The organism is Paracoccus sp. PAR01 (assembly GCF_014851995.1).
In the GTDB taxonomy this organism is placed as follows: domain Bacteria; phylum Pseudomonadota; class Alphaproteobacteria; order Rhodobacterales; family Rhodobacteraceae; genus Paracoccus; species Paracoccus litorisediminis.
Genome location: NZ_JACVAW010000001.1, coordinates 369,195 through 394,598 on the forward strand (window position 1 = coordinate 369,195; position 25,404 = coordinate 394,598).

General features: G+C 63.6%; 30 protein-coding genes. 8 read left to right on the forward strand and 22 right to left on the reverse strand.

The features are described from left to right. Positions 1-13: 13 nt before the first annotated feature. From IB235_RS01910 to IB235_RS01925, 4 genes are read left to right on the forward strand one after another with little or no spacing between them, the layout of a single operon-like run. Positions 14-655 (forward strand): glutathione S-transferase family protein, encoded by a 642-nt coding sequence (locus tag IB235_RS01910; RefSeq protein ID WP_192335166.1) that lies wholly within the window; start codon positions 14-16, stop codon positions 653-655. Beyond that, complete coding sequence (locus IB235_RS01915; RefSeq protein ID WP_192335169.1) at positions 652-1,863, forward strand: acetyl-CoA C-acetyltransferase; 1,212 nt, start codon at positions 652-654, stop codon at positions 1,861-1,863. The genes IB235_RS01910 and IB235_RS01915 overlap by 4 nt, the downstream gene beginning before the upstream one ends. Next, complete coding sequence (locus tag IB235_RS01920; protein WP_155037923.1) at positions 1,863-2,360, forward strand: cupin domain-containing protein; 498 nt, start codon at positions 1,863-1,865, stop codon at positions 2,358-2,360. The genes IB235_RS01915 and IB235_RS01920 overlap by 1 nt, the downstream gene beginning before the upstream one ends. Further along, positions 2,357-4,540 carry a 3-hydroxyacyl-CoA dehydrogenase NAD-binding domain-containing protein gene (locus tag IB235_RS01925; protein WP_192335172.1) on the forward strand — a complete coding sequence of 728 codons (2,184 nt, stop codon included), beginning with the start codon at positions 2,357-2,359 and terminating at the stop codon, positions 4,538-4,540. The genes IB235_RS01920 and IB235_RS01925 overlap by 4 nt, the downstream gene beginning before the upstream one ends. Before the next feature lie 59 nt (positions 4,541-4,599). On the opposite strand, the gene IB235_RS01930 is transcribed toward IB235_RS01925, so the two are convergent. Both IB235_RS01930 and nth read right to left on the reverse strand, forming a co-directional pair. Continuing rightward, entirely contained in the window at positions 4,600-5,607 is a 1,008-nt protein-coding gene (locus tag IB235_RS01930; protein WP_192335175.1) for an adenosine kinase, read from the reverse strand. Further along, positions 5,604-6,248 carry an endonuclease III gene (gene nth, locus IB235_RS01935; RefSeq protein ID WP_192335178.1) on the reverse strand — a complete coding sequence of 215 codons (645 nt, stop codon included), beginning with the start codon at positions 6,246-6,248 and terminating at the stop codon, positions 5,604-5,606. The genes IB235_RS01930 and nth overlap by 4 nt, the downstream gene beginning before the upstream one ends. 267 nt (positions 6,249-6,515) lie before the next feature. Here nth and IB235_RS01940 point away from each other — a divergent pair, with 267 nt between their 5' ends. Continuing rightward, a complete protein-coding gene (locus IB235_RS01940) occupies positions 6,516-7,172 on the forward strand; it encodes an OmpA family protein (RefSeq protein ID WP_155037927.1) in 657 nt (218 codons plus the stop codon). Between the two features lie 142 nt (positions 7,173-7,314). Here IB235_RS01940 and IB235_RS01945 read toward each other — a convergent pair whose 3' ends face one another. The 5 genes from IB235_RS01945 to IB235_RS01965 all read right to left on the reverse strand — a co-directional run bounded on the left by IB235_RS01945 (position 7,315) and on the right by IB235_RS01965 (position 9,978). Continuing rightward, positions 7,315-7,869, reverse strand: coding sequence for a F0F1 ATP synthase subunit B (locus IB235_RS01945; RefSeq protein WP_155037928.1), 555 nt, complete (start codon positions 7,867-7,869; stop codon positions 7,315-7,317). Beyond that, positions 7,866-8,510 carry a F0F1 ATP synthase subunit B' gene (locus IB235_RS01950; RefSeq protein WP_192335181.1) on the reverse strand — a complete coding sequence of 215 codons (645 nt, stop codon included), beginning with the start codon at positions 8,508-8,510 and terminating at the stop codon, positions 7,866-7,868. The genes IB235_RS01945 and IB235_RS01950 overlap by 4 nt, the downstream gene beginning before the upstream one ends. A gap of 77 nt (positions 8,511-8,587) precedes the next feature. Then, on the reverse strand, positions 8,588-8,821 hold the full coding sequence (locus IB235_RS01955; protein ID WP_114348568.1) for a F0F1 ATP synthase subunit C: 234 nt from the start codon (positions 8,819-8,821) through the stop codon (positions 8,588-8,590). A gap of 60 nt (positions 8,822-8,881) precedes the next feature. Then, positions 8,882-9,631: a F0F1 ATP synthase subunit A gene (locus IB235_RS01960; protein ID WP_170297605.1), complete on the reverse strand. Its 750-nt coding sequence runs from the start codon at positions 9,629-9,631 to the stop codon at positions 8,882-8,884. Positions 9,632-9,633: 2 nt separating this feature from the next. Beyond that, entirely contained in the window at positions 9,634-9,978 is a 345-nt protein-coding gene (locus tag IB235_RS01965) for an AtpZ/AtpI family protein (RefSeq protein ID WP_155037931.1), read from the reverse strand. Positions 9,979-10,164: 186 nt separating this feature from the next. Here IB235_RS01965 and IB235_RS01970 point away from each other — a divergent pair, with 186 nt between their 5' ends. Continuing rightward, positions 10,165-10,524 carry a metalloregulator ArsR/SmtB family transcription factor gene (locus tag IB235_RS01970; protein WP_192335184.1) on the forward strand — a complete coding sequence of 120 codons (360 nt, stop codon included), beginning with the start codon at positions 10,165-10,167 and terminating at the stop codon, positions 10,522-10,524. Positions 10,525-10,530: 6 nt separating this feature from the next. Here the strand turns inward: IB235_RS01970 and IB235_RS01975 are convergent, their stop codons facing one another. Further along, positions 10,531-12,129, reverse strand: a complete 1,599-nt coding sequence (locus IB235_RS01975) for a bifunctional UDP-sugar hydrolase/5'-nucleotidase (protein ID WP_192335187.1) — start codon at positions 12,127-12,129, stop codon at positions 10,531-10,533. 111 nt (positions 12,130-12,240) lie between these two features. Here IB235_RS01975 and IB235_RS01980 point away from each other — a divergent pair, with 111 nt between their 5' ends. After that, positions 12,241-12,585 (forward strand): DUF952 domain-containing protein, encoded by a 345-nt coding sequence (locus tag IB235_RS01980; RefSeq protein ID WP_370576800.1) that lies wholly within the window; start codon positions 12,241-12,243, stop codon positions 12,583-12,585. Next, a complete protein-coding gene (locus tag IB235_RS01985) occupies positions 12,582-13,652 on the forward strand; it encodes a quinone-dependent dihydroorotate dehydrogenase (protein ID WP_192335190.1) in 1,071 nt (356 codons plus the stop codon). The genes IB235_RS01980 and IB235_RS01985 overlap by 4 nt, the downstream gene beginning before the upstream one ends. Before the next feature lie 12 nt (positions 13,653-13,664). Here the strand turns inward: IB235_RS01985 and cysE are convergent, their stop codons facing one another. From cysE to IB235_RS02055, 14 genes are all read right to left on the reverse strand, one after another. Next, positions 13,665-14,489: a serine O-acetyltransferase gene (cysE, locus tag IB235_RS01990; RefSeq protein WP_370576828.1), complete on the reverse strand. Its 825-nt coding sequence runs from the start codon at positions 14,487-14,489 to the stop codon at positions 13,665-13,667. 86 nt (positions 14,490-14,575) lie between these two features. Next, complete coding sequence (locus tag IB235_RS01995) at positions 14,576-15,289, reverse strand: DUF2793 domain-containing protein (protein WP_192335193.1); 714 nt, start codon at positions 15,287-15,289, stop codon at positions 14,576-14,578. Continuing rightward, positions 15,282-19,172, reverse strand: a complete 3,891-nt coding sequence (locus IB235_RS02000) for a glycoside hydrolase TIM-barrel-like domain-containing protein (RefSeq protein WP_192335196.1) — start codon at positions 19,170-19,172, stop codon at positions 15,282-15,284. The genes IB235_RS01995 and IB235_RS02000 overlap by 8 nt, the downstream gene beginning before the upstream one ends. A gap of 15 nt (positions 19,173-19,187) precedes the next feature. Then, positions 19,188-19,616 carry an NlpC/P60 family protein gene (locus IB235_RS02005; protein ID WP_192335200.1) on the reverse strand — a complete coding sequence of 143 codons (429 nt, stop codon included), beginning with the start codon at positions 19,614-19,616 and terminating at the stop codon, positions 19,188-19,190. After that, the gene (locus IB235_RS02010) at positions 19,613-20,437 is read right to left on the reverse strand and encodes a DUF2163 domain-containing protein (protein ID WP_192335203.1); all 825 of its coding nucleotides are present in this window, start codon (positions 20,435-20,437) and stop codon (positions 19,613-19,615) included. The genes IB235_RS02005 and IB235_RS02010 overlap by 4 nt, the downstream gene beginning before the upstream one ends. Continuing rightward, positions 20,434-21,066, reverse strand: coding sequence for a DUF2460 domain-containing protein (locus IB235_RS02015; RefSeq protein ID WP_192335206.1), 633 nt, complete (start codon positions 21,064-21,066; stop codon positions 20,434-20,436). Before IB235_RS02015 ends, IB235_RS02010 begins: the two co-directional genes overlap by 4 nt. A 3-nt stretch (positions 21,067-21,069) precedes the next feature. Beyond that, complete coding sequence (locus IB235_RS02020) at positions 21,070-21,708, reverse strand: phage tail tape measure protein (RefSeq protein WP_225612059.1); 639 nt, start codon at positions 21,706-21,708, stop codon at positions 21,070-21,072. Positions 21,709-21,735: 27 nt separating this feature from the next. Continuing rightward, entirely contained in the window at positions 21,736-21,960 is a 225-nt protein-coding gene (locus IB235_RS02025; RefSeq protein WP_192335212.1) for a phage tail assembly chaperone, read from the reverse strand. Between the two features lie 2 nt (positions 21,961-21,962). Continuing rightward, complete coding sequence (locus tag IB235_RS02030) at positions 21,963-22,280, reverse strand: gene transfer agent family protein (RefSeq protein WP_155037942.1); 318 nt, start codon at positions 22,278-22,280, stop codon at positions 21,963-21,965. Position 22,281: 1 nt separating this feature from the next. Continuing rightward, a complete protein-coding gene (locus IB235_RS02035) occupies positions 22,282-22,695 on the reverse strand; it encodes a phage major tail protein, TP901-1 family (RefSeq protein ID WP_155037943.1) in 414 nt (137 codons plus the stop codon). Between the two features lie 11 nt (positions 22,696-22,706). Continuing rightward, on the reverse strand, positions 22,707-23,120 hold the full coding sequence (locus tag IB235_RS02040) for a DUF3168 domain-containing protein (protein ID WP_192335215.1): 414 nt from the start codon (positions 23,118-23,120) through the stop codon (positions 22,707-22,709). Beyond that, positions 23,117-23,467, reverse strand: a complete 351-nt coding sequence (locus IB235_RS02045) for a head-tail adaptor protein (RefSeq protein ID WP_192335218.1) — start codon at positions 23,465-23,467, stop codon at positions 23,117-23,119. Before IB235_RS02045 ends, IB235_RS02040 begins: the two co-directional genes overlap by 4 nt. Continuing rightward, positions 23,464-24,081 (reverse strand): phage head-tail connector protein, encoded by a 618-nt coding sequence (locus IB235_RS02050; RefSeq protein WP_192335221.1) that lies wholly within the window; start codon positions 24,079-24,081, stop codon positions 23,464-23,466. The genes IB235_RS02045 and IB235_RS02050 overlap by 4 nt, the downstream gene beginning before the upstream one ends. Before the next feature lie 136 nt (positions 24,082-24,217). Further along, positions 24,218-25,384, reverse strand: coding sequence for a phage major capsid protein (locus tag IB235_RS02055; RefSeq protein ID WP_192335224.1), 1,167 nt, complete (start codon positions 25,382-25,384; stop codon positions 24,218-24,220). Between the last annotated feature and the right edge of the window lie 20 nt (positions 25,385-25,404).

Below are 25,404 nucleotides of genomic sequence, written 5' to 3' on the forward strand. Positions count from 1 at the left end.
CGAAAGAGGGCCAATGACGGCAGAGCTTCATTGTTTCGGAGAATCCGGCCATTCCTACAAAGTGGCGCTGTTCATGCAGCTTGCCGGTTATGACTGGCGGCCGATCTTTGTGGATTTCTTCGGCGGCGCGACCCGCAGCACGGAATACCGCGCGCTGAACGCGATGGGCGAGGCCCCGGTTTTTATCGAGGACGGCCAGGCGCTGACCCAATCGGGCGTCATCCTGCTGCATCTGGCCGAAAGGACCGGACGCTTCCTTGATGGCGACCGCAACGAGATCCTGCGCTGGCTGTTCTGGGACAACCATAAGGGGTCGGGCCAATTCGGGACGCTGCGCTTCCTGATGAACTTTCTGCCGCCAGAAAAGCGCCCCGCCGAAGTGATCGCCTTCATGCAGGGCCGCGTACGCGCGGCGCTGAAGACCCTCGATACCCATCTTTCAGGCCGCGACTGGCTGGCGGGCGATGCCCTGACCGTCGCCGACCTGTCCTGCTGCGGCTATCTTTTCTATACCGAGCCGTTCGGTTTCGACCGTGCCGAATGGCCCAATCTCGATGCCTGGCTGATGCGCATTCAGACGCAGCCCGGCTGGAAACACCCCTATGACCTGATGCCCGGCAATCCTGCCGACCGGGCCGCGAAGGAGGACGCATGACCGACGCTTATATCTATGACGCCGCCCGGACACCGCGCGGCAAGGGCCGCCCCGACGGCAGCCTGCACGAAGTCACCTCGGTCGCGCTTTCTGCCCGGCTTCTGAACGCCGTCAAGGAACGAAACGGGCTGGAAGGCCATGCCGTCGAGGACGTGATCTGGGGCAATGTCACCCAAGTCAAGGAGCAGGGCGGCTGTCTGGCGCGCTCGGCGGTGCTGGCGTCCAATCTCGACGAATCCATCCCTGGCCTTGCCATCAACCGCTTCTGCGCCTCTGGCATGGAGGCCGTGAACCTCGCCGCGAACCAAGTGAAAGGCGGCGCGGGTCAGGCCTATATCGCGGGCGGCGTCGAGATGATGGGCCGCGTGGCCATGGGCAGCGACGGCGCGGCAATTGCCGTCGACCCCAGCCTGACCTTTGGCACCTATTTCGTGCCCCAGGGCATTTCGGCCGACATTATCGCCACCGAATACGGCTTCTCGCGCGAGGATGCCGATGCGCTGGCCGTGGAATCGCAGCGCCGCGCCGCTGCCGCTTGGGCCGACAACCGTTTCGCCAAGTCAATCGTGCCGGTGCTGGATCAGAACGGCCTGACCATTCTGGACCGCGACGAATATATGCGCCCCGGCACCAGCATCGAAGACCTTGCCAAGCTGAAGGCCAGCTTCAAGGACATGGGCGAGATGATGCCCGGCTTCGACAAGGTGGCGATGCTGAAATACCCGCATCTGGATCACATCAACCATATCCACCATGCCGGGAACTCTTCGGGCATCGTGGACGGGGCCGCCGCCGTGCTGATCGGGAATGCCGAGTTCGGCAAGGCCTACGGGTTGAAGCCCCGCGCGCGCATCCGCGCTACTGCCAAGATCGGCACCGATCCGACCATCATGCTGACCGGCCCGGTTCCGGTGACGGAAAAGATCCTCAAGGACAGCGGCATGTCGATCAGCGACATCGACCTGTTCGAGGTCAATGAGGCCTTTGCCTCGGTCGTCTTGCGCTTCCAGCAGGCCTTCCAAGTCGATCCGGCGCTGATCAACCCCAATGGCGGCTCGATCGCGATGGGCCATCCCTTGGGCGCGACAGGCGCGATCATCATCGGCACGCTGCTGGATGAACTGGAACGTCAGGACAAGAACATCGGCCTTGCGACGCTCTGCATCGCGTCCGGCATGGGTGCCGCCACCATCATCGAGAGGGTGTGATGCCCAAGCTCGATCTTGGTCAGGCCCCGCGCAAGACGGGCTCGATCTATCCCGAGCCCTATGCCGCCCAGATGGAGGGGCGCTCATCCCTGCGGCTGGGCCAGCTTGCCGGGCTGACCCAGTTCGGGGTCAATATCGTGACGCTGGAACCCAAGGCGGTCGCCTCGCTGCGCCATTGGCACCTGCGCGAGGACGAATTCGCCATCGTCCTGACCGGCGCACTGGTGCTGGTCGAGGATGAGGGTGAGACTGCCATGGCTCCCGGCGATTGCGCCGCGTGGAAAGCGGGTGCGCCCAATGGCCACCGCTTCATCAACCGCTCGGACGCCCCGGCCAGCTTCCTGATCGTCGGAAGCAAGGCCGCGGATGAGGTCTGCACCTATTCCGACGTGGACCTGAAACTCGTGCTTGAGGGCGAAAAGCCCCGCTTCACCTATCATGACGGCAGCGACTGGACCGGACCCCGTGACCTCGCGCCGAAGGGAGAGACAGAATGACCGATTTCACCATGCAGAAGGACGCCGAGGGCGTCGCGATCATCACTTGGGACCTGCCGGGCAAGTCGATGAACGTGCTGACCATGAAGGGCGCGGCGGAGCTGAACGCGCTGATCGACGACGCGCTGGCCGACGCTGATGTCAAGGGCGTGGTCCTCACCTCGGGCAAGAAGGATTTTGCCGGGGGGATGGACCTGAACGTCATCGCCGGCATGAAGCAGGGCGGCGCACAGGGCGTGTTCGACGGCGTGATGGGCCTGCACCATCTGCTGCGCAAGATCGAACTGGCCGGCATGGACTTCAAGACCAAGAAGGGCGGCAAGCCGATCGCCACCGCCCTGCCCGGAACCGCTTTGGGGATCGGTCTGGAACTGCCGCTGGCCACGCATCGCATCTTTGCCGCCGAGAACCCGAAGGCCAAGATCGGCCTGCCCGAGATCATGGTCGGCATCTTCCCCGGCGGCGGCGGCACCACCCGCCTGAGCCGCAAACTTGGCGCGATGGCCGCGGCCCCCTTCCTGCTGGAAGGCAAGCTGTCGGACCCCGCCAAGGCCAAGGCCGCTGGCCTGATCGATGAGGTCGCGGCCGATCCTGTGGCCGCCGCCCGCGAATGGGTGCTGAAGGCCACCGATGCCGATCTGGTGAAACCGTGGGACGCCAAGGGCTACAAGATGCCCGGCGGCGAGCCCTATCACCCGGCGGGCTTCATGACCTTCGTCGGCGCAAGTGCGATGATCCATGGCAAGACCATGGGTGTCTATCCGGCGGCAAAGGCCCTGTTGTCGGCGGTTTATGAAGGCGCGCTGGTGCCCTTTGACACTGCCCTCAAGATCGAGGCGCGCTGGTTCACCAACCTGCTGATGAACCCCAGCTCCTCGGCGATGATCCGCAGCCTGTTCATCAACAAGGAAGCGCTGGAAAAAGGCGCGAACCGTCCCGAAGCCCCCGACCAGACGGTGAAAAAGGTCGGCATTATCGGTGCGGGCATGATGGGTGCGGGCATCGCCTATGTCAGCGCCATGGCGGGCATCGAGGTCGTTCTGATCGACAATGCCCAAGAGGCCGCCGATCGTGGCAAGTCCTACTCGACCGGGCTTTTGGACAAGGCAATTAGCCGCAAGAAAGCCAGCGAAGAGAAGAAGGCCGAGGTTCTGGCCCGCATCACCGCCACGACCGATTACGCGGCGCTGCAAGGCTGCGACCTGATCGTCGAGGCCGTGTTCGAGGACCCCTCGGTCAAGGCCGAGGTCACCAAGCGCGCCGAGGCGGTGATCCCCGAGGACGCGATCTTTGCCACCAATACCTCGACCCTGCCGATCAGCGGGCTTGCAAAGGCCAGCGCGCGCCCCGAGCAGTTCATCGGCATCCACTTCTTCAGCCCCGTGGACAAGATGCTGCTGGTCGAAATCATCAAGGGCAAGCAGACCGGCCCCCGCGCCGTCGCCAAGGCGCTGGATTTCGTCCGCCAGATCAAGAAGACGCCCATCGTCGTCAATGACGCGCGCTTCTTCTACGCCAACCGCTGCATCATCCCCTATATCAACGAAGGCATCCGCATGGTGGCCGAGGGCGTCAGCCCCACGCTGATCGAAAATGCCGCCAAGATGATGGGGATGCCGCTGGGTCCGCTGCAACTGGTGGATGAGACTTCGATCGATCTGGGCGTCAAGATCGCCAAGGCGACGCGCGCGGCAATGGGCGATGCCTATCCCGATGGCGCGGTCGATGAGGTGATCTTCAAACTGGCCGATGCGGGCCGGTTGGGCCGCAAATCCAAGGCCGGCTTCTATGACTATGACGAAGCGGGCAAGCGGCAGGGTCTGTGGTCCGGGATCGCGCAGGCATGGCCCGAGGCCGATACCCAGCCCGAGCTGACCGAGATCCAGCACCGCCTGATGTACATCCAGTCGCTGGAAGCCGTCCGCGCGCTTGAGGAAGGCGTGCTGGAAGACATCCGCGAAGGCGATGTCGGGGCGATCCTTGGCTGGGGCTTCGCGCCGTGGTCGGGCGGCCCGTTCAGCTGGCTCGACATCATGGGCGCGGCGCGTTCGGCGGAAATCACCGATGGGCTTGCCGCGAAATTCGGCCCGCGTTTTGCCACGCCCAAGCTGCTGAGCGACATGGCCGCCAAGGGCGAAAGCTTCTACGGCAAGTTCGGCGCAGGCAAAGTCGCCGCCTGACAAAAGAAAGGGGCAGAGGTGCGAACCTCTGTCCCAATTCCATCACGGAAGGCGGCGGATCAGATCAGCCCTTCCGCGCGGAAGGCCGCCTTCAGGTCGCCTTCCGGACGTGCGCCGACATGGCTGATGACCTCGGCCGCAGCGATGCAGCCCATCCGCCCGGCCACGGCCAGCGGCACCCCGGTCGCTAAGCCATAGATCAGCCCCGCCGCGAACTGGTCCCCCGCCCCGGTCGCATCGACTGGCACGACCCGGTGAACCGGAGCCGTCACCCGCTCATCCCCACGGATCAGGATCGCATCCTCGCCCGAGCGGGTGCAGATCACCGTGCCGCAATCCGCCGATGCCAGACGAAGCGCCTCGTCCAGATCGGTGACCTGATAAAGCGAAGTCCATTCATGGACATTGCCGATGACATAGTCCATCGGCCCGGCAATCAGACGACGGAAGCCGTCGCGGTGGCGGTCGACGCAGAACGGGTCCGAGAGCGCAATCCCAGCCTGACCGCCCGCCTTGTGGCAGGCGTCAGCAGCCTTCAGGAACGCGGCCTTGCCCATGTCCTTGTCGAACAGATAGCCTTCAAGGAACAGCCAATCCGCGCCGCTGAAAGTGGCCGGGTTCACATCCTCGGCCCCAAGCTCGGCGGAAATCCCGAGATAGGTGTTCATCGACCGCTCGCCATCGGGCGTGACGAAGATGATCGAACGCGAGGTCGGCAGCACCTCTCCGGCCAGCGGCGGATTGACGAAGACCGTGCCAGCGGCCTCGGTCTGCTCGGCATAGGAAAGACCCAAGGGATCGCCCGCGACGCGCCCGATAAAGGCGGTGCGCAGACCCATCATGCCGATCCCCGCCAGCGTGTTCGCGACCGAACCGCCGGGAACCAGCCGGGCCTTGGACGCCTCGGCATCGGCGGATTGCGCGGCCATCAGGAACTCGGACCGTTCGCGGTCGATCAGCTGCATGATCCCCTTTTCGATGGCCAGACGGCCAAGGCTGGCATCAGAGGTCGGCGCGATCACGTCCATGATGGCATTGCCGATCCCGATCACATAGGGGGTCGTCATTCGGTCTTCTCCTCATAGGGACAAAGGTCTTGGATGGGGCAGATCATGCAGCGGGGACGCCGCGCCTGGCAGACGTAGCGGCCATGCAGGATGAGCCAGTGATGGCAGTTCTGCTGAAACATGACGGGGACATTGTCCTCGATGGCGCGTTCCACAGTATCGACATCGCGGCCCGGTGCGATGCGGGTGCGGTTGCCGACGCGGAAGATATGCGTGTCGACCGCCTGCGCCGGAAAATTGAAGGTGCTGTTCAGGACCACATTCGCGGTCTTGCGACCGACGCCCGGCAGGGTCATCAGCGCGGCGCGGGACTGGGGAACCTCGCCGCCATATTCCTCGACCAGACGCTTCGACAGGGCGATGACGTTCTTGGCCTTCTGGCGGAACAGGCCAATGGTCTTGATTTCCTCGGTCAGCGCCTCGACGCCCAGTTCCAGCATCTGCTGCGGTGTCGTCACCCGGCGAAACAAGTTCTTGGTCGCCTTGTTCACCCCCACATCGGTCGCCTGCGCCGACAGCGCCACGGCGACCAGCAGGGTGAAGGCGTTCACATATTCCAACTCGGTCACCGGGGCGGGGTTCGCCTCGCGGAAGCGGGAAAAGATCTCGACCTGCGTCGAATAAGGCAGGGCTTGGGACATGCGGGATGAAGCTGAGCGGGCCATAGCGACCAGATGCCCCGAGCCGCTTCACAGTTCAAGCGCCGAACGGTGGAACGCAGCGAAAGCTGGCACCCGGAACACGGCCCGATTTTTCGGCAAGATCACGGATTTATCATGCATTCCTGTGGAGTTGGCCCGGAACCCGTGTCATGTTCCCCACGTTTGGGCATCAGCCCGGCCTTGGGAGAGGCCGGCAGTCGTTAGGACAGGCGACGGCGGATCGCCCCTGAAGGAAAGGCTATAAAAATGAAAACACGTATCTCGCTGCTTCTGGCTGCGTCGGGTGTGCTGGCGCTTGGCGCCTGTGCCACCACCACCGATCCTTATGGGAATCCCACGACCGGGGGCATGAGCAAGGCCCAGCAGGGCGCGATCGCAGGCGCGGTCGTCGGCGGACTGGTCGGCGCCGGCGAAAGCCGTGAAAATGCCATCAAGGGCGCGGTCATCGGCGCCACGGCCGGCGCGGTCGGCGGCTCGATCCTTGACCAGCAGCAAAAAGCCCTGCAGCAGTCGCTGAACAACCCCAATATCCGCATCGTCAACAATGGCAGCTACCTGACCGTGGTGATGCCGGAATCGACGCTGTTCGCGACGGATTCGGCTGCCGTCGGTGCGCAGGGCCAGAACGACCTGTACACGATCGCGCAGAACCTGAACCAATACCCGAACAGCCGCGTGCAGGTCATCGGCCATACCGACAGCACCGGTTCGGCTGCCTACAACCAAGACCTGTCCGAGCGTCGTGCACGTTCGGTCTCGGGCATCCTGTCGGCGGGCGGCGTATCTGGCTCGCGCCTGACGACCACTGGTCGCGGCGCAAGCGCCCCGGTCACGTCGAACGACACCGCTTCGGGTCGCGCGCAGAACCGCCGCGTCGAGATCCTGATCATCCCGAACCGCTAAGGCGGAACGGCGACATTCCGAAAGGGCCGGTCTGCACCGGCCCTTTTTTCATGGGTGGGGCTTGGACATGGAAAAACCCCGGATGTTGCCATCCGGGGTCAGACCACAGTCCCGACGAGCCTTAACGGCCCTGTTCGTTCATTCAGTTCAGGCGGCTCGCCACGTCGTCGATCGCCTTGTCGATGCCGGCGCTACGCTGAGCAGCAGAGCCCTGCTTGCCAAGGATCTCGGCCGCAGCCGCGATGGCCGTCTGGATCGCACGGTCACGCACGGCGCGAACGGCATCAGCCTCGGCGCTGGAGATCTGGTCTTCGGCCGCCTTCAGGCGACGTTCGATCGAGACTTTCAACGCGTTCTTGGCCTTTTCGGCCTCGAGCGTGGCTTCGCGTTTCGCATTGGCGACGATGTCGGCGGCCTGGGTTTTCACCTCGCGCTGACGACGCTCGTAGCTTGCATAGATCTCCTGGGCTTCCTCGCGCAGGCGACGGGCCTCGGCCAGATCATTGCGAATGCCTTCGGCGCGCTTGTCCAGAAGCCCACCGATCAGTTGCGGCACCCGGTAGTAAACCAGGATGCCGACGAACAGCAGGAAGGCCAGCAGAACGACGAAATCCGTGTTCCGCAGCGAGAAGAACGGACCCGAAGCCGCGAAGGCCGGGCTGGCCATCAGGACGAAAAGAAGGCTCAGACGTTTCATTGCAGCGCCCCCTTCAGCCGCTGATCGACGGCATCGTTGATCAGGTTCTGGTCAACCGAGCCACCGAAATTCTGCACGAGGGACTCGGTCACGTCGCGGGCGACGGCACGAGCATCCTCGACAGCGGTTGCGCGGATTTCACCGATACGCTTCTCGGACTCGGCCGAGCGCGCTGCGATTTCCGCATCCGCGTGAGCGATGGCGGCATCCAGTTCCTTGTGCATCTCGGCCTTGTTCGCCGCGATGATCTTGTTGGCTTCTGCGCGGGCGTCGGCAAGCGCCTTGTCATAGGCCGCTTCCGCGTCCTTGGCTTTTTGCTTGAATTCCTCGGCCGCCATCAGATCGCCGGTAATGGCGCCCTGACGGTCGCTGATGATCCCGCCGATGCGCGGCAGGGCCACGCGCGACAGGACCCAGTAGATCGCGGCCAGCACGAGCAGCAGCCAGACGATCTGGTTGCCGAAGGTGCTGATATCCAGCTGCGGCATGCCGGCGCTGCTGGCGCCATGTGCCGCATCCGCAGCGGTAGCGACATGGGCCGCGTCGGCACCGTGCGCCGCCACCTGGGCGGTCTCGGTGGAGACCACCGTTTCTGAGTGTTCGACCACGACAGGCGCGGTCTGTTGCAACAGGCTGAACATTTCCTACCCCATGCCGGTCGTTTCACAATCGGGTGGGCGCGCAACGCCCCCACCCAACCGCAAGGATGGCAAAAGGATCAGACTGCGAACAGCAGCAGCAGCGCGACCAGGAACGAGAAGATGCCCAGGGCTTCAGCGAAGGCCATGCCGATGAACAGCGTGGCGGTTTGCGAAGCAGCAGCCGAAGGGTTACGCAGAGCGCCGGCCAGGTAGTTGCCAGCAACGTTGCCCACACCCATGGCAGCGCCGGCCATACCGATGCAAGCCAGACCGGCGCCGAGGTACTGTCCCAGTTGACCCAGATTTTCCATATTCATGCTCCTTGAGGCTTTGGAAAGGGTTTCGATTTTCCTGATTTGCGGGTCCGGCGCTTAGTGCGACGGATGCAGGGCGTCCTTCAGATAGACGCAGGTCAGGATAGTGAAGACATAGGCTTGGATGGTGACGACAAGCACCTCCAGCGCATAGACGCCGACGATCGCCAGGATCGACACGGGCGCAAGCAGGGCCGCGCCGGCGAAGGCCGCGAACACTTTCATGACGGCGTGGCCTGCCATGATGTTGCCGGCAAGACGAATGGAATGGCTGACCGGGCGCACAAAGTACGAGATCAGTTCGATCACCGCCAGCACGGGGCGCATCAGCGCCGGAGCCGAGCTGACCCAGAACAGGCCGAGGAAATGAGTGCCGTTCTTGACGAAGCCCAGAACGGTGACGCCAACAAAGACCAACAGCGCAAGGACGGCGGTGACGGCGATCTGCGAGGTCGGCGAGAAGGACATCGGCAGCAGGGCCAGAGCGTTAGCGAACAGGATGAAGCAGAACAGCGTCATGATGTACGGGAAGTACTTCAGGCCTTCCTTGCCGGTGATATCCTCGACCATCTTGCGGACCATGCCGTACATCAGCTCGGCGATGGACTGGATACGGTTCGGGATGATGGCGCGACCACGGGTCCCGAAGACCAGCAGACCGATGATGCACAGCGCGGCCAGACCCATCCACAGCGTGGCGTTGGTCGGCGTGTACCAATGCACGTCGGTGCCGCCGAATAGCGGCTTGACGGTGAACTGGTCCATCGGGTGGAAAACCAGACCTTCACTGTGTTCTTCTGTCGCCATCGTCATTTACCCTCGTCGTCGCCGGCGTGCCCCGGCTCCTTGCCAATCTCTTTCGCCGTCCGCATCATCGTCTTGATCCCGGCCGCAAGGCCCAGAAGCACGAAGACGACCATCAGGAGCGGCGTCGTGCCGAACAAGGTGTCCAGCCCAAATCCGATCCCGAACCCGATGCCCAGTCCGGCTACAAGTTCGGTCACCATGCGCCAAGCCATATTGGCCTGACTGAAATGTTCCTCTCCGCGCGAGCCCGCTTCCCGCACCACCTTGTCGCCCAATTTGGCTTCCAGCTGGCGCAGTCGCTCCGCGTCTCGGGCACGCGCAGCTTCATGGTCGTCATCTTCGGCCATGGCTCACACCCCCGTTATCGGTTGGCGCGGTGATAGGTGCTGGAGGGGTTTAAGTCAAGCAAGCAGAGGTTTTGCGCAACTATCTGACTTTGTTATGTTTAGCGTCACCGGTGCTGAACGGTTTCCAAGGGTTGCGGGCCGGAGGTGCAAGGGTCCATATTCAACCCAGCAGTTAAGTAAGCATAGATGGCCCCGCAAAACCCCAGTCTGGACATAATTTTCGCCGCCCTAGCCGATCCGACGCGGCGGGCGATCCTTGGCATGTTGCTGGAGGATGACATGGCGGTGACGGATGTGGCCGCGCCATTCGAGGTCAGCTTGGCTGCGATCTCGAAGCACCTTGCCGTGCTGGTGACGGCGGGACTGATCCGGCAAGAGCGGCGCGGGCGGATCATCTGGTGCAAGCTGGAACCCGAAGGGCTGCGCAGCGCCTCGGTCTGGATGCAGGGCTTCGGCCAGTTCGAGCCCGTGGATCTGGACGATTTCGAACGCTTTCTGCTGGCCGAACTGGAGGGCGCCCCTTCCGAACGGAAGGAGCAGCCCTGAGCGGGATCATTTAACGGTAATGCGCCCGTCAAGCTCGGGCACAAAGCCCGGTCCGGATTTGGCCAGGTACTCGGCAAGTACATCCGCAAGGTCCGGACCGAAGTCATAGGCCTCGGTCGCATTGGTCGCAAAGATCTTGTAGCCGTCTCCGCCGCCGCGCATGTAATTGTTGGACACCACGCCATAACTGGCGGCCAGGTCGATCGGCTTCCAGGCATCGCCGTCGCGGACCTGCACATCAGAAATCCGCTTGCCGACTTCGGCCTTGGGATCGACCGTATATTTCAACCCTGCAACCTGCGCGAAACGGCCCGCTTGGTCGTCATACTGGCTCGCCCCGTTTTCCAGCGCCGCGACGATATCCGCGCCCTTCAACTTGAAGGTCGACAGCGTGTTCTGGAAAGGCAGGACCGACAGGACTTCGCCCATGGTCACCGGCCCGGCATCAATCGACGCGCGCAAGCCGCCGCCATTCGCGATGGCAACCGTCACGCCCTGCGCCTTGACGCGATCCAGCATGGCGTCGGCGACGACCACGCCCATCTCGCATTCCTTCTGACGACAGGTCTCGCGACTGCCGTCGATGGGGGCCTTGGTTTCGGCGACCAGCTTCTGCTTCAGCTTTTCGATAGGAGCGGCCATTTCCTTGACGCGGGCGGCGAGGGTCGGATCCTCGGCGATTGAGCCGTCCAGCAGGATCGGCTGCCCCTCGGCCTTGACCAGCGTGCCAGTGTCATCCCAGGTCAGCGTCAGATGGCCTAGATATTTGCCGTAGGCATAGGCTGTCACGATCGGCACTTCTCCATCCGGCCCCTTGGCAACCGTCGGATAGGGACCTTCCGCTCCGTCCATATCGCCCAGAAGCGTATGGCTGTGACCGCCAATCAACGCGTCAATGCCGCCGACCTCGGCAACGATTTCCTGATCGCGCTTGTAGCCCTCATGGGTCAACGCAAGGATCTTGCTGACACCGGCATCGGTCAGCTCCTGCACATTGGCCTTGAGGCTGTCGATGTCGTCCTGGAAAATCACCTTATCGCCGGGCGAGGCAGTTTCGGGCGTGTCCATCGCCAAAGCCGAAACGATGCCGATCTTTTCGCCACCGACCTCTAGCGTCAGCTTGTCACCAACCTTGCCCTTCAGTTCCGGCGACTGCGACAGGTCGAGATTGCCCGAGATAACCGGAAACTTGACGCCCTCGGCCAGCAGTTGCAGCCCGGCAGGTCCGTCATCGAACTCGTGGTTACCGACCGCCATCGCGTCAAACCCGATCGCGTTCATGAACTCGACCGTGTCCTTGCCCTTGTAGGTCGTATAGAACAGGCTGCCCTGATACTGATCGCCCGCATCAAGGACGACCACGTTCTGCCCCTCGGATTTCAACTGGTTGCGCAGCTCGTTGATCTTGGTCGCCAGCCGCGCCACGCCTCCAAAGCATTCGTTCTTGGCCAAGGTCTCGGCGTCGCAAGTCGCGTCATATTTGTTGATCGACTCGATCCGACTGTGGAAGTCATTGATATGCAGGACATGCAGCGTGTAATCCGCCTGCGCTGCGCCCGCATTCAGGGCAAGGCTTGCCACAGATACCAGAAATGCGCGTTTCATCATTCCCTCTCGTCGCCGATAATTGTTCGGGCCGAGCTTAGGGATGGGTCGTCATGCGTCAACCATGGAACGGCACGCGCTTGACGCTTGACGAGGCGGCGGACGGGGCGCATGAACCGCGCCATGCTGATCTATAAAGTCCTTCGAGAACCCGAGTTCGCGGCCTTTCGTCGCGACGGTCACACTCATGGTGCCCCGGTCGATCTGACCGACGGCTACATCCACCTGTCCACGGCACAGCAACTGCCCGGAACATTGGCCAAGCACTTCGCGGCCGAAGACGGGTTGCACCTGCTGGCGTTGGAATCCGAGGAGTTGGATAGTATCCGATGGGAGCCCTCGCGCGGCGGCGACCTGTTCCCGCATCTATACCGAGAGCTGCGCGCCGATGACGTGATCTGGTCGCGCCCTATCGCCCTTGGCCCAAACGGTCACGAAACCGGAGACCTCGCATGAACCTGATCGAGCGGATCGGCCTGTCCTCGCTGCATTTGCTGGACCCCGAAAAGGCGCATGACTTGTCGATCATGGCACTGGAGCGCGGACTTGTGCCGCTGCCCGGCAAGCCTGCGACCTCGGATCGTCTACGGTTGCGACTGGCGGGGTTGGAGCTTGCAAACCCGGTCGGGCTGGCCGCCGGCTATGACAAGAACGCCCGCACCCTGCCGGCGCTGATGCGTGCAGGATTTGGCTTTGTCGAGGTCGGCGCGGCTACCCCGCGCCCGCAGCCCGGCAATCCCAAGCCGCGCCTGTTCCGGTTGACCGAGGACCGCGCGATCATCAACCGTTTCGGCTTCAACAATGAAGGTGCCGAGCGCATCGCCGAGCGGATGGCGCGCCGCCCCAATGCCTATCCGGCCGGCATTCCGGTCGGCCTGAACATCGGAGCGAACAAGGACAGCGCTGACAAAAGCGCCGATTTCGCCGCCGTGGTCCGCGTGGCCGGGGAAACCGCCGACTTCCTGACGGTGAACGTCTCATCGCCCAACACCGAAAAGCTTCGCGATCTTCAGGGGCCGGAGGCACTGGCCGCTTTGCTGGATGGGGTCATCAAGGCGCGCGACACGCTGCCGAACCGCCCGCCCGTCTTCGTCAAGATTGCTCCCGATCTGGACGATGCGGGATTGGCCGACATCGCGGCAGTCGCCTTGGCTGCGCCGGTCGATGGCATTATCGCGACCAACACGACGCTATCGCGTGAAGGACTGATGTCGGCTCACGCACCGCAAACCGGCGGTCTCTCCGGTACACCGCTGATGCGTCCCTCGACGCATGTCTTGGCCAAGCTTAGCCAACTGGTCGCCGGACGCCTGCCGATCATCGGTGTAGGGGGGATTTCGTCGGCCGAGGACGCATGGCAGAAGTTGCGCGCAGGGGCCTCGGCGGTGCAGATCTATTCGGCGCTGATCTATCAGGGCTTCTCGCTGGCCGACCGGATCGCGCGTGAACTTGACGACCGGCTGGCTCGCGAAAAGATCACCCTGCCCGAGCTGACCGGCAGCGGCATCAAGGATTGGCTCTAGGGCGGTACCGCCCTAGAAAAGGTCCTCGCGACCCAGAAGCTGGTTCATGCTGTTCGAGGGATCGGCGCAGCCCGCATCGCCCACGATGCGGGCGGGAACGCCTGCTACGGTCTTGCAGGGCGGCACATCCATCAGGACGACCGATCCCGCAGCGATCCGCGAATGGTGTCCGATCTGCAGGTTGCCCAGAACCTTGGCCCCTGCCCCGATCATCACGCCGTTGCCGATCTTGGGATGACGGTCGCCATCCTCCTTGCCGGTTCCACCCAGCGTAACCGAATGCAGCATGGACACATCATTGCCGACAACCGCGGTTTCGCCAATGACGATGGAATGCGCGTGGTCGATCATCACGCCGGTTCCGATACGAGCCGCCGGGTGAATATCGACGCCAAACACCTCCGAGCAGCGCATCTGCACGAAATAAGCCATGTCGTGACGGCCTTGCTGCCACAACCAATGCCCGATCCGGTAGGATTGCAGGGCCTGATAACCCTTGAAGAACAGGATCGGCTGCATCAGCCGATGCGTTGCCGGATCGCGGTCATAGACCGCAAGCAGGTCGGCCTTCGCGGCCAATCCCAGTTCGGGCGCGCAGGAAAACGCGTCATCCGCGATTTCCCGCAGGATCTGTTCGCTCATCTCGCGTGAGGCAAGCTTGAGCGAGAAACGATAGGCCAGCGCCGCCTCGAAGGTTGAATGGTGCAGCAATCCGGCATGGATCAAGGCACCCAGCAGCGGCTCGTCCCTAACGGCGATCCGTGCTTCGCGCTGGATCCGCGCCCAGACCGAGACGCGCGATCCCTCGCCCGTCTCGTCTGAAAGCGGTTCGACCATCTCGTTATGCAGGTTCATCGCGGGCCGTCCGTCCATGAGTTCAGGACAAGATTTTAGCTTAAACCCGCGGCAGCCGAAAGACCCGCTCAATTGGGCAGGCGCAACTCCCACCAATGGATGACGATACGGACCACTCCACCGGTGAATTGCCCCCCTGTCGCGGTCAACCGCAGGGGAGTCGCGTTCCAGAAGGTCATCGGGGCCGAGAGGATGCCCCGCGACCAGGAACCCACGCCTTTGCCCAGCCCCTCTCCGAAACGGTTTGTGGAATCCGCATTGCCAAGCTGCCATGTGCTCAGCGTGCCGGTAATTGCCGTCAGAACCCGCGCTGTTGCTCCGATCACCATGGCCCCTGCCGGGATACTGATACTGGTCGTGGTCGAGGTGCCGGTGCCCAGCGTCAGGTCTTCGGACAACTGGTTCGCGATCATGCCCGAACCGTGCTGGCCCAGACTGACGGCACCCAAAACCCAGGCGGTTCCGTCATGGATCGCAATCACACCCTTATCGGCGATAAGGGCACGTCGCCCGAAAACGGGTTTCACGAATACCCAGCCGCCGTTTGAGCCAATGGCGACATTGCCGCCCTGCCCCTCCCATGCGTTGATGGCGCCAGCAGGTACGGCCCAGCATTGCCCGTCCACAACAACGGTCGGCGGCATATTGCGCGTCGTGCTTTGCAGAACCAAGTCCATCATCCCGTCCAGACGCATCAGCGCGTCGTTCACCGTGACATGCTTTTGTGCCTGTGCCGGTTGCAGCAGAGGCAAGCCCAGATTGGTGGTCGAGTTATCAGACATTGATCGGCATCCTCGCAAAGGGTCCCGGCCCGAAGGCATCGGAGAGTTGAGCGACTTCCACGACAAAATTCCCGCCAGCGCGGGCCGCAGCCCATGTCGCGGCAGGTACGGTCCAACGGGCGGCGTCGGTCAGCGATTGCGCAAGCACGGCCCCATCGCGCACCAGCCTGACCGAGTAGCGTTCTTCGGCCTCACCCAGGGGCACATCGGGACCGTCCCAGCCGTCGCCGTCGATCCTCGTACGGCGGATCCAACTGATGGTCGTCCCTGAGACCGCCAGATGGCAGGGCGACAGGGGTCGCAGGCCCGCGCCTCGAAATGCCCCAGCCACGGAACGGTAGCTAGGGTCGTCGGGACTGCGCGTCGCCGGACCCACCCGCCAATAGCGCATCTGATTGCGCGAGCTGGGGGCCAGTTCAACCTGCTCAGCCGCACCGTCCAGCAGCACGACCATGCTGCCCGAGGGCCAGACATTTGGCATGAACGCATCGGTGCCTGCCTGCCCGCGCAATCGGGTCGATATCTCCCACGTGCCCGCCGAGATCAGCGTTGCATCGCGAAACTGCAACAACTCCCACCCTTCGGGCGAGCCGTCGCCAATGGCCAGCAGGTTTGCGCCACTGCGCAACGCGGTTTCGGTCGCAGCCTCCAGCGTGCCGCCCTTGACCTTTACCCGCAGCGGCGCACCCCTGTCCCACACACCGGGACGCGCGGCGGCAAGCGGCGACAGCGTCACCCCGATGACAGACGGCGTGGGAACCACGATGTTGCGGGCATAACCGCCCGTACTTTCTGGCGCGACCCAGACCGCCACCGAACCTGGCCAAGGCGTTGCAGTGACAGCCAGATGTGGTGCATGAGGCTTCTCGTCGCCCCTGAGCAGCGGCAGGTCCAGAAACACCGGCAGAACCGGAACGGGGGGCACGAAGGCACGCGCACGGCTATCGCTTTCGACAGAGACTGAGGGGCGATAAACTGCCGGCTCGACACGAACTGCGTCGACCGTCAGCGCGCCTGCTCGCTCAAGCCGGTCAATGCGCCATCGACGAGTATTACCCCGCCGATCCTCCATCAACACGACATCCCCCGGCCCCAGATGCCCCTTTGAAGGCGGCAGGGCAAAGCGCATCGTATCCCTCGCCACCAGCGTTTCCGACAACCAACGATCGGTCATCGCCTGTCCATCGGCCCGCGTCATTGCCATCGGCAATTCGCTATCCGACACGGCAAGGAACTCAGCGCCGGGAACCAGTGTCTCGGCCGTCCGCGTGGAATAGTCGCTTTCGGCCTCGACATGGGTCAGTCGGACACGACCGGGCTGCTCGGCGTCGCCCGATCGAGCAAGCTCGATACCTGACACATCGTCAGCCTCAGCCGTATCATTTATCGTCAGCTTGGCGTCGATGCGGGCATCGCGCATCATGAAACGCAGGACGCCGTCCCTTTCGACCGCATCGAAACCATGCGCGAGCATCAGCGGTTGCAACGCGGCACGCCCGCTTTCCGCACCGCTGATCGCATAGCCGCGCACCAGTCCCGAAAGCCCCTCGGCATCAAATGCGGCGACACCTGCCTCGGCGCAGATTTCGGCAACGACATCAGTCAAGGGCACGGCCCCCGCACGGCCATTCAGCCAGTGACCACGCTCCCATGCGGGGCCGTCTGACCAGACATCTCGACGCGCCGGAAAGGCAGGAAACGGCCGGGCATCCCAGCACCAGACATGCGCGCGATCCATGTCGATCATCCGACCCGCAGTCGTCCGCCCGCGGGCAGCACGGGCCGGGTTATTTGCCGGATCCGACCAGAACTCGGTCATGGCGCGGACATAGGCTGCCTGGACCAGATCATCGCGCCGCCCAGTCGAAAACCAGGGCAACGACGATTCCGAACTCATCGCATCAAGGAATTTGTTGGGCTGGTTCGTGCCCTTGTCGATCGCCGCACAGCCCATCTCGGTGAACCAGACCGGTTTCGAACCGGGCACCCAATCACTGGGCTGCGTCAGGCGTCGACCACCCACCCGGTCATGGTGCTCGTTCAGCCACCAGTTCCGGATATCCTTGAAACGCCACAACCAATGTTCGTGGAACTGCCCGTCCCGGATCGGGCTTCTGACCTGCGCCTGCCGGTCCTCGTCCCGCGCATAATACCAGTCGTAGCCTTCACCGCCGAGGATATTGCTTTTCAGATAGGCGGGATTGTCGATGCGCTCCCAATGGGCGTCCAGATGGTCTTCGCCCTCGCGCCAGTCCGACAGCGGCATGTAATTGTCGATGCCGATGAAATCGATGTTCGCGTCCGCCCAAAGCGGGTCGAGGTGAAAGAACACATCGCCATTCGCCGGGTGGTATCCGAAATATTCGGACCAATCAGCCGCATAGCCGATCTTGACCGCATCCCCAAGAATGCCGCGCACATCAGCGGCCAGTCTGCGCAACTCCGCAACAGCGGGAAAGCTTGCCCCCTCGCCTTGGATCTGGGTCAGCCCGATCATCTCCGAGCCAATCAGGAATGCGTCGATCCCGCCCGCAGCCGCACATAGATGAGCGTAATGCAGAATGAAGCGGCGATAGGACCATTCATCCGGCCCCGAATAGCTGATCCGATCACCCGAGCGCGTGAAATCGACCGCCCGCGCGGTCCCGAAAAACCGCAAGACTTCTTCGGTTGCAGCCTTGGTTTTCGCAGGGCTACCGGGCCGACCCGCCGCAATGCTGCTGGTCATCCGGCCACGCCATGGCATGACCGGCTGATCGGAGGCCCCGCTCCACGGGTCAGGCTTACCGTTGCCGGATAGCTGTTCCATCAGAATGAAAGGATAAAAAACTGCCTTGCGGCCATCCCCCGCAATCGCCCGCAAGGCCTCGATCACCGATCCGTCCGAAGGTGTTCCGCCATAGACAGGCCGTCCGTCGAGTCGGGCGACCTCCATCGCGTCATCGCGGTCAATCCCGCCTGCACGCCAGCCCATTTCGCGACCATCGCGGGTCACGTCCTCGACCTTGGGTCGGATTTGGCACTGACCAACACGCAGATCATCGCCAAACCAGGACACAACCAGCGACACCGAGCCGACATTCGGCAGCTCTCGACCCAGCGTGCGCATCGACGCTTCAAAATCGGTCGGTGCCAGAGGCGTGTTGCGGTTGACCACCTGCGTTTCACCCAGACCGAAATCATGGCTGACCGGAGTCGTGGCCAGCGAATACTCGCCCGTGCCGGGGATGATCGCAACCGCCCTGACCTCACGCGAAAGCCCGCGTCCCTCACGTGCGGCACGCGTCACTTCGAAGGACAACTGCGGCACGCGGTTTCCCCAGCGCTCAAGCCCCAGATCCTCCAGCACGACATAGGCGATACCGCGATAGGCCGGGGCGTCGTCACCTTCCTGCGCGCGGATGGCCGGATCGGGCAGTTGCTGTTCATCGCCTCGATAGACACGCATGTTCAGCTCATCCGGCGCGACCTCCTCGCCGTCCGCCCACACCCGTCCCACGCCAAGGATCGGCCCCTCACATAGGGCCAAGGCAAAGCTCAAGCGGTAGCCGATCTCGGTCACGCTGGGCGACGAGCCTTTGCCGCCACCCTGTTTGCTGCGCACCTCGACCAACGGTCCGGCCCAGATCGTGTGACCCGGTACGCGCATCTGTCCCCAGATCCGCGGAATGGGTGTGCCCTCGCCCGCGGTCTGAATCCGCATGCGATCAACCCTACCCGTTTCGACCGCCTTTGATCCCGATCCGAGCAGCCGTTGATCCAGCGCCCGGCCAATGGTCGCGCCGACCGCACGGCCGATAACGGCCCCCGACAGGCCAAGGACAGTGCCACCGAAACCCGCACCCAAAGAGGCACCGGCGGCAGCCAGCAGTAACGTCGCCATTGCGCTTATCTCCGCTTAGATCGTTGGCGGGAACCTGAACCTTCCGGCGATCCGTGACCGCCAGGGTGCCGATAGCGGGCTTTCCACCACGCCATGCCGGTCATAGGCATGGATGAAGCTGGCCTCGGCTCCGGTATGCGCCAGAATTCCCATATGCTTCGCGATGGCCCCCGATCGCATGCGAAAGATCAGCACGTCGCCAGGGGCTTCGTCAGAGGTGGGACGCAGAAAACGCAGCGCCCCGCCGATCAGCAATTCCTCATCATCCGTTTCGCCCCAGTCGGGCGTATAGGCTGGCAGCACCATCGGCTCGGCACCGTGAAACTCGCGCCAGATGCCCCGGATCAGGCCCAGACAATCCGTGCCTGCCCCTTTGGCCGAGGCCTGATGGACATAGGGCGTGCCGATCCACGAACGGGCCGCAGCCACGATCGCTGCACTCATCGGTTCACCTGCGGCGCGATCAGCCAATCCTCGGGCGGCAAATGAGGAAAGCCCCTGAAATTCATGAAATTCAAAAATTTCAGACGGCACGTTTCGGCGCGTTTGTCACAGCCGGTGATCAACCTGACACGGTCACCGGGCTGCGGATGCAGCCCAAGCCCGCTCCAAAGCTCAACCTCACGCGGCCCTCCGGATTGAGGCAGATCCAGCTTGACCACACCGCGCAGGCCCTCTGCAGCGCCAGACTGGACGATCAACTCGCCGCGCTCAAACCACCGCGCCTCATGCCCGGCAATGCCCGTCAGCCTGAAACTCTGTCCCTCATCATGGCTGTGGATCACGCCCTCGGCCCAGTAACCTGGCTTTTCAGTTTGAAAGCAGCAACGCCCGTCACCCAATTCTGCCGAACAACGCGGATGATAAACGCGGCCCTGCGTACGGTTCAACGGCTCGGACAGCCCACGCAATTCCGCCTTAAAGGCGCCGCCGCTTCGCGACACTTCTCCCAATCTGCCGCGAAAGATCAGCCTGCGGTTCGAGGGATTGCTCCAATCGACATCCCACAGCCGCACATCGGCGCTGTCCCAGCGTCCTGCCAGCAGATCAACCTCGGTGATGGCCCCGTCCGACAGGACGCCGACCGCTTCGGTATTGTCGACCGAAAGCCCCGAGGACTGGACTACCGCCTTGGCGCTCAGCCCGCTTTCAGGACGAAATGAAATCCCCTCGAATTCCAGCACCCGGTCGTGATCGGTAAAGCCCAGAACAAGGCCGTCCTGACGGGTCACGCCCCATGCGCGTGCGATTGTCTCGCCCTTCATATCCGCACCTCGATCACCGGGACCTGAGGCAACTCACCCGCCTGAAACGACGACACCGAGACCGCGATGCGGTCTGTATCGAAGCGCACCGGCACTTCGAACTCGAAACCCGCAGTGATTTCGGCCCCGTCCTCGGGCGGCGCGCTGAAGGTCAGCGTGCCGGTCGCGGGGTCGACATTGAAGTCCACCGTGTCGCGCAATTCGATGCCACCGACAGCCATCAGCACTGTCCCCGCCACCGGCTTCACGATAGGTCGCCAGTAGCGGGCCGGCCCGGACTGATAGGATTTGCGTAGCGCGAAGCTCCTCCGCACCCCGTCACCGCGTCCGATCTGCTGATCCTGCGGACCCGGCGCCGCGCTGGGGGTCGAAGATTTGAAGTCCGCCCAATCCTTCCAGCGAAATCCGTGCAACTGACCCGCACGCGCTTCGAAAAACGCAATCAGTCTTGCCACGTCGTCCAGCGACCGCAGCCCCATCCCCGCGTCATAGCGCCGTCGGGAATGGGCCCAAGGTGTGCTGCGCTCCTCGTGGCCATTCGTCAGCGCGACAATCTCGGTGCGCCGTTCTGGTCCACCCAACGAGCCGAATGACAGGTTGGCCGGAAAACTCACCTCGTGAAATGCCATGTCTCACCTGTTCCTTTCGCCCTGCGCCAGCACACGGCCAAGCTGTGCCGCCATCTGCGATTGCGACCGCTGAAAGCCCGCGACATCGGGGGTCGAGATGTTGAATGTGACGTTCACGGGCCGACCGCCCCCCGCCGATGCGACGCCCAGCTTGCCATCCGCACCTCGACGCAGCGGCATAATCGCCTCGGGCCCGGCCTCACCCATCAGCCCGGTCGCGCCGCGCATCGGGAAATAGGTCGGCGAACCGACCACACCGCCCTTGGCAAAGGGCATCACCCGCCCCTGCGTAAAGGCCCCGCCATCGGCAAAGGGCATCGCGCCCGAAACCAGCCCCGTCACCCCTTCCGAGATTGCCCCGGCCAGCGCCTGATTGACCGGCTTCATCGCCAGCGAAAAGGCCGTGTCCACCATGCTACGCGCGACGGTCTGCAAGGCATCGGACAGCTTCGCCCCGTCCAGCACCAGACCGGCAAAGGCCCTGCGCAACCCGCTGCTGATCCCCGAACTCAGCGAGTTCACCTCGCGGCCGGTAAACAGTATGGATTCGCGCAGGCGGCTCAGCTCCTGCTCGAATGCCGCCGTCACCTGTCCACTGTCGCTTATGGCACGCTCATACGAGCTGCCGTCGTCTTCCCCCAGATTCACCACCGGCACTCCTTTGAACTGTCAGCTATTTCCGCCCGGCGAGCGCGGCGCATCGGGATAACGCGCTGCAAGCTCCGCCAGGCGGTCCCGCGTCATGCCGGCAGTGACGCTGGCTTCGAACCCCAGCATCAAGGCCAGTTCCGCAGGCGTCAGGGACCAGAACATCGCAGGTGTCAGCCCAAGACCGCCCATCCGTTCCGGCCCCATCCCCATCTTCATGAGACCGGGCCAATCAAGCCCACGCATCCTCAGACGCCATCGGAACGAAAGGCGCGTCCCAGCAGCTGCGCCGCCAGATGCGCCGCCTGAACCGGTCCACCCCGCAATTCGGCGGCAAGAAACTCATCCATGCCGCCCGCCCAGCCACCCCCGCGCAGACCCGCAACCAGCACCGCCATCACGTCGCGGCTGGAAAAGGACCCGCCCTCAAACCGCTCGATCAGCGCGATCATGCTGCTGGCCCCCAGCGTCTCCTCAAGCTCGGCCAAGGCGCCCAGCGTTAGCTTCGCCGAATGGGCCGCACCGTCCAGCCAGATCTCGACCTCACCCGCCCAGGGGTTCACCATGTCAGAGCGAGACGAAGCTGAGCGCGCCGGCGCTTGCCAGGGAAATCTCATAAGTCGCCTCGCCATTATAATTGCCGGAATATTCAAGACTGGTGATCTGGAACGGTCCCTCGACATTGCCAAAATCCGGGATCACCACCTGAAAGCGCGGAACCTCACCGTCGAAAAACACCTGCCGCGCGCGCTCATCGGTCGTGCCATCCCGAAACACCCCCGACCCCGAGATCGAGGCCGAACGCACCCCGGCACCTCCCAGAAGCTCGCGCCAACGGCCTTCGCTTTCGATGCTGGTGACATCCACCGTCTCGGCATTGAAGGAAATCCGCGTCGCGCGCAGACCCGCGACCGTTTCGAAATGCCCGTCGCCGGTCATGTCCATCTTGATCAGCAGGTCGCGTCCTTGCTGCACCGCCATGTCGTTTCTCCTCAACCCAGATCAATGCGCGCGCGAAAGGTCAGGTCGACCCGCCGTCCAGCGCCGTTTTCAGTCCGCTTCGCGCGGGACCGCAGAAACCACAGGCCGACCAGATGCCCCCGGCCCAGAGCAAGCGCCGCGCCTTCCAGCGCATCCGTCACGGCAGCCGCAGCCATCTTGACCTCGCTAAAGCCAGCCCCGGCCCCTGACAGGACCGAAACGGTGAAGTCATGAGCCGACCCCGCCCCCGTCGCGTCACCCGCGTCGCGGACATCATCCTGACCCAGCGCGACATGCGTTCCAGAAGGCGCCTCGACCGGCAGCGCATCATAGATCGCATCGCCGACAAGTTGGCCCAGCGCCTCATGCTGCCGCAGCGCCTGATAGACGGCGGCCTGAAGCGCAACCGAAGCCGCAAAGCTCATGCCGCCACCTCCTCTTTCGCGTAACAGATCAGATAGCGCTGACCGGGGTCGGTCTCGGCCACGGCCTCGATGCGAAAGCTTCGCCGGGCGGCACCCGCGCCCAGGGACAGTCGCTGCCCCGCCCCCGGTCGTCGTGAATCGCCCGCCCGCGCAGCCCGGACGGTAATCCGCCAGACGACAACGCTTTGCGCGCCAAGGCCATAGGACTGTTCCCCACCGGAGCCCACGCGCATCTCGGCCCAGATCCGACCGACCCGCTTCCAGCCATGAACAAAGCCACCCATGCCGTCGGGCACGCGCTCTTGCGCCTCAAGTTCCAGCGGGATCGTCAGACGCGGGGCCTTCATGCCCGTCCGCGCAACTTGCCGCGCCCTCCCAGCACCCGGACCGCGCGCCAGCGTTCGATCAGCGCACTGACACCGAATGGCATGGCCGCCTGCGAACCCTCGAAGCTCCGATCTTCGTAATAGCGCGCCGCCAGCAGAAGCACCGCCTGCGCCAGATCGGCGGGAACCGCACTCCAGGCCAGACCGAAACCGGCACGGAACGTGATCGTCACAAAGCCCGCATCGGGAATGACCGGCAGAAAGGCTGATCGCGGGATCAGCAGCGGACGCTGCATGTCGGGCAGCAGACGCCAACCCGCCGGATCAAGCACGGTGACTTTCCCGGTGCCATTGTCGATCTCGACCTGATCGACCGAAGCCACCGGAGCCAGCGGCAAGGGCTGGCCCTCGGGGTCGCGCCAGTCGTCCAGCCGCAATCGGAACTGCCGCGACAGCAGCACCTTGCCCGTGCGCGCTTCGATCGTGGCGATGGCCGCGCGCAGGAACCCTGCAAGCGCCGCCGTCTCGGCCGGATCAGCCGCGATGTCGAAGCCCGACCCCAGCCGCAGGTGATCGCGCAACTCCGCCACCGGCAGCACATCCGCCGCCGGGGCCGTCAACTCCACAAGCATCATCTTGGAACCTCGCCTCTCGTGCTGCGCGGAAATCTTCGGATTCAGATCGGGGCCGCGCAGATCCACTCTCGCGCGCGCGGACAGTTGCTCAGCCGGTCAAGTGGACAGGCGATGCGCGGCCCCCTCCGGCCTCAGATCAGCCGAAGATCATCAGCTTGATTGCGCGGGCATCGGTCACACCGCCGCCGACGCGTTTGGTCGCATAGAACAGGACATGCGGCTTGGCCGAGAAGGGATCGCGCAGCACCCGCAGGTCAGGCCGCTCGACGATCGTGTAGGCCGAGGTGAAGTCGCCGAACGCGATCGAGGCCGAACCGCTGGCAATGTCGGGCATGTCCTCACACAGCAGCACCGGATAGCCCAGCAGCTGCGGAGGCTGCCCCATCGCCAGCGAGTCCGACCACAGGAAACGACCATCGGTGTCGCGCATCTTGCGCACCGCTGCTGCAGTCTTCGAGTTCATCACGAAGTTCGCATTGGCCCGGAACTGCGCGGACAGCGCATAGACCAGATCAATCAGCGCATTGGCCGGATTGGTCGCCGCGAAATCGCCGGTCGCACCCGAAGGGATCGTGCCGATCTGCACATTCGTCGCCGAGGCATTGGCCGCGCGGGCATGAGTCAGAAAACCCTTGGGCTTGTTGACCCCGTCGCCGCTGATAAAGGCGGTGGCTTCGGCACGGGCGAATTTCTCGGCGATGCGACCGGCCAGCCAAGTCTCGACATCGAAGGCCGCGTCATCCAGCAGGCGCTGGCTGGCCTTGGGCATGGCCGACAGTTCGTGCACCGGGATGACCACACGCTGCACGGTCGAGGTGCCGGTTTCGGCCTGCGCGGTGGCCTCGGTCGACCAGCCGCTGGCGATGTCGCCCATATCGACCAGCATCTCGAAATTGGCCGATTCCACGGTCACGACATTGGCGACGCGACGCAGCGAGGCAGTGACGTTCAGCGCCTCCTGCACCTGCAGCGCCACGGTCGGCGCGGCAAGGAAACCACCGTCGCTGGTGGTGGACATGGCCTTGCCTTCCATCGGCAGGCCACGCAGCGCGTCGTCGTCGCCGTGGCGGATATAGGCGTCGAACGCCTTCTGATGCGGCGCACCGGCATCGGCCTCGACCGAGAGGGGCGCGCGCGAGCGCAGGATGGTTTTGCGGTCCAGCATGGTCATACGTTCTTCCTGTGCTTCCAGTCGTTTCTGAATATCCGTGCGGAATGCCTTGAGTTCATTAACGAACCCCAGCATTTCGCTTCCCAGGTCGCCGGGCATGTCCGCCCCGGCCGCGGCTTTCGCCTCGGTCATGGTCCCCTCCGTTGCGATGA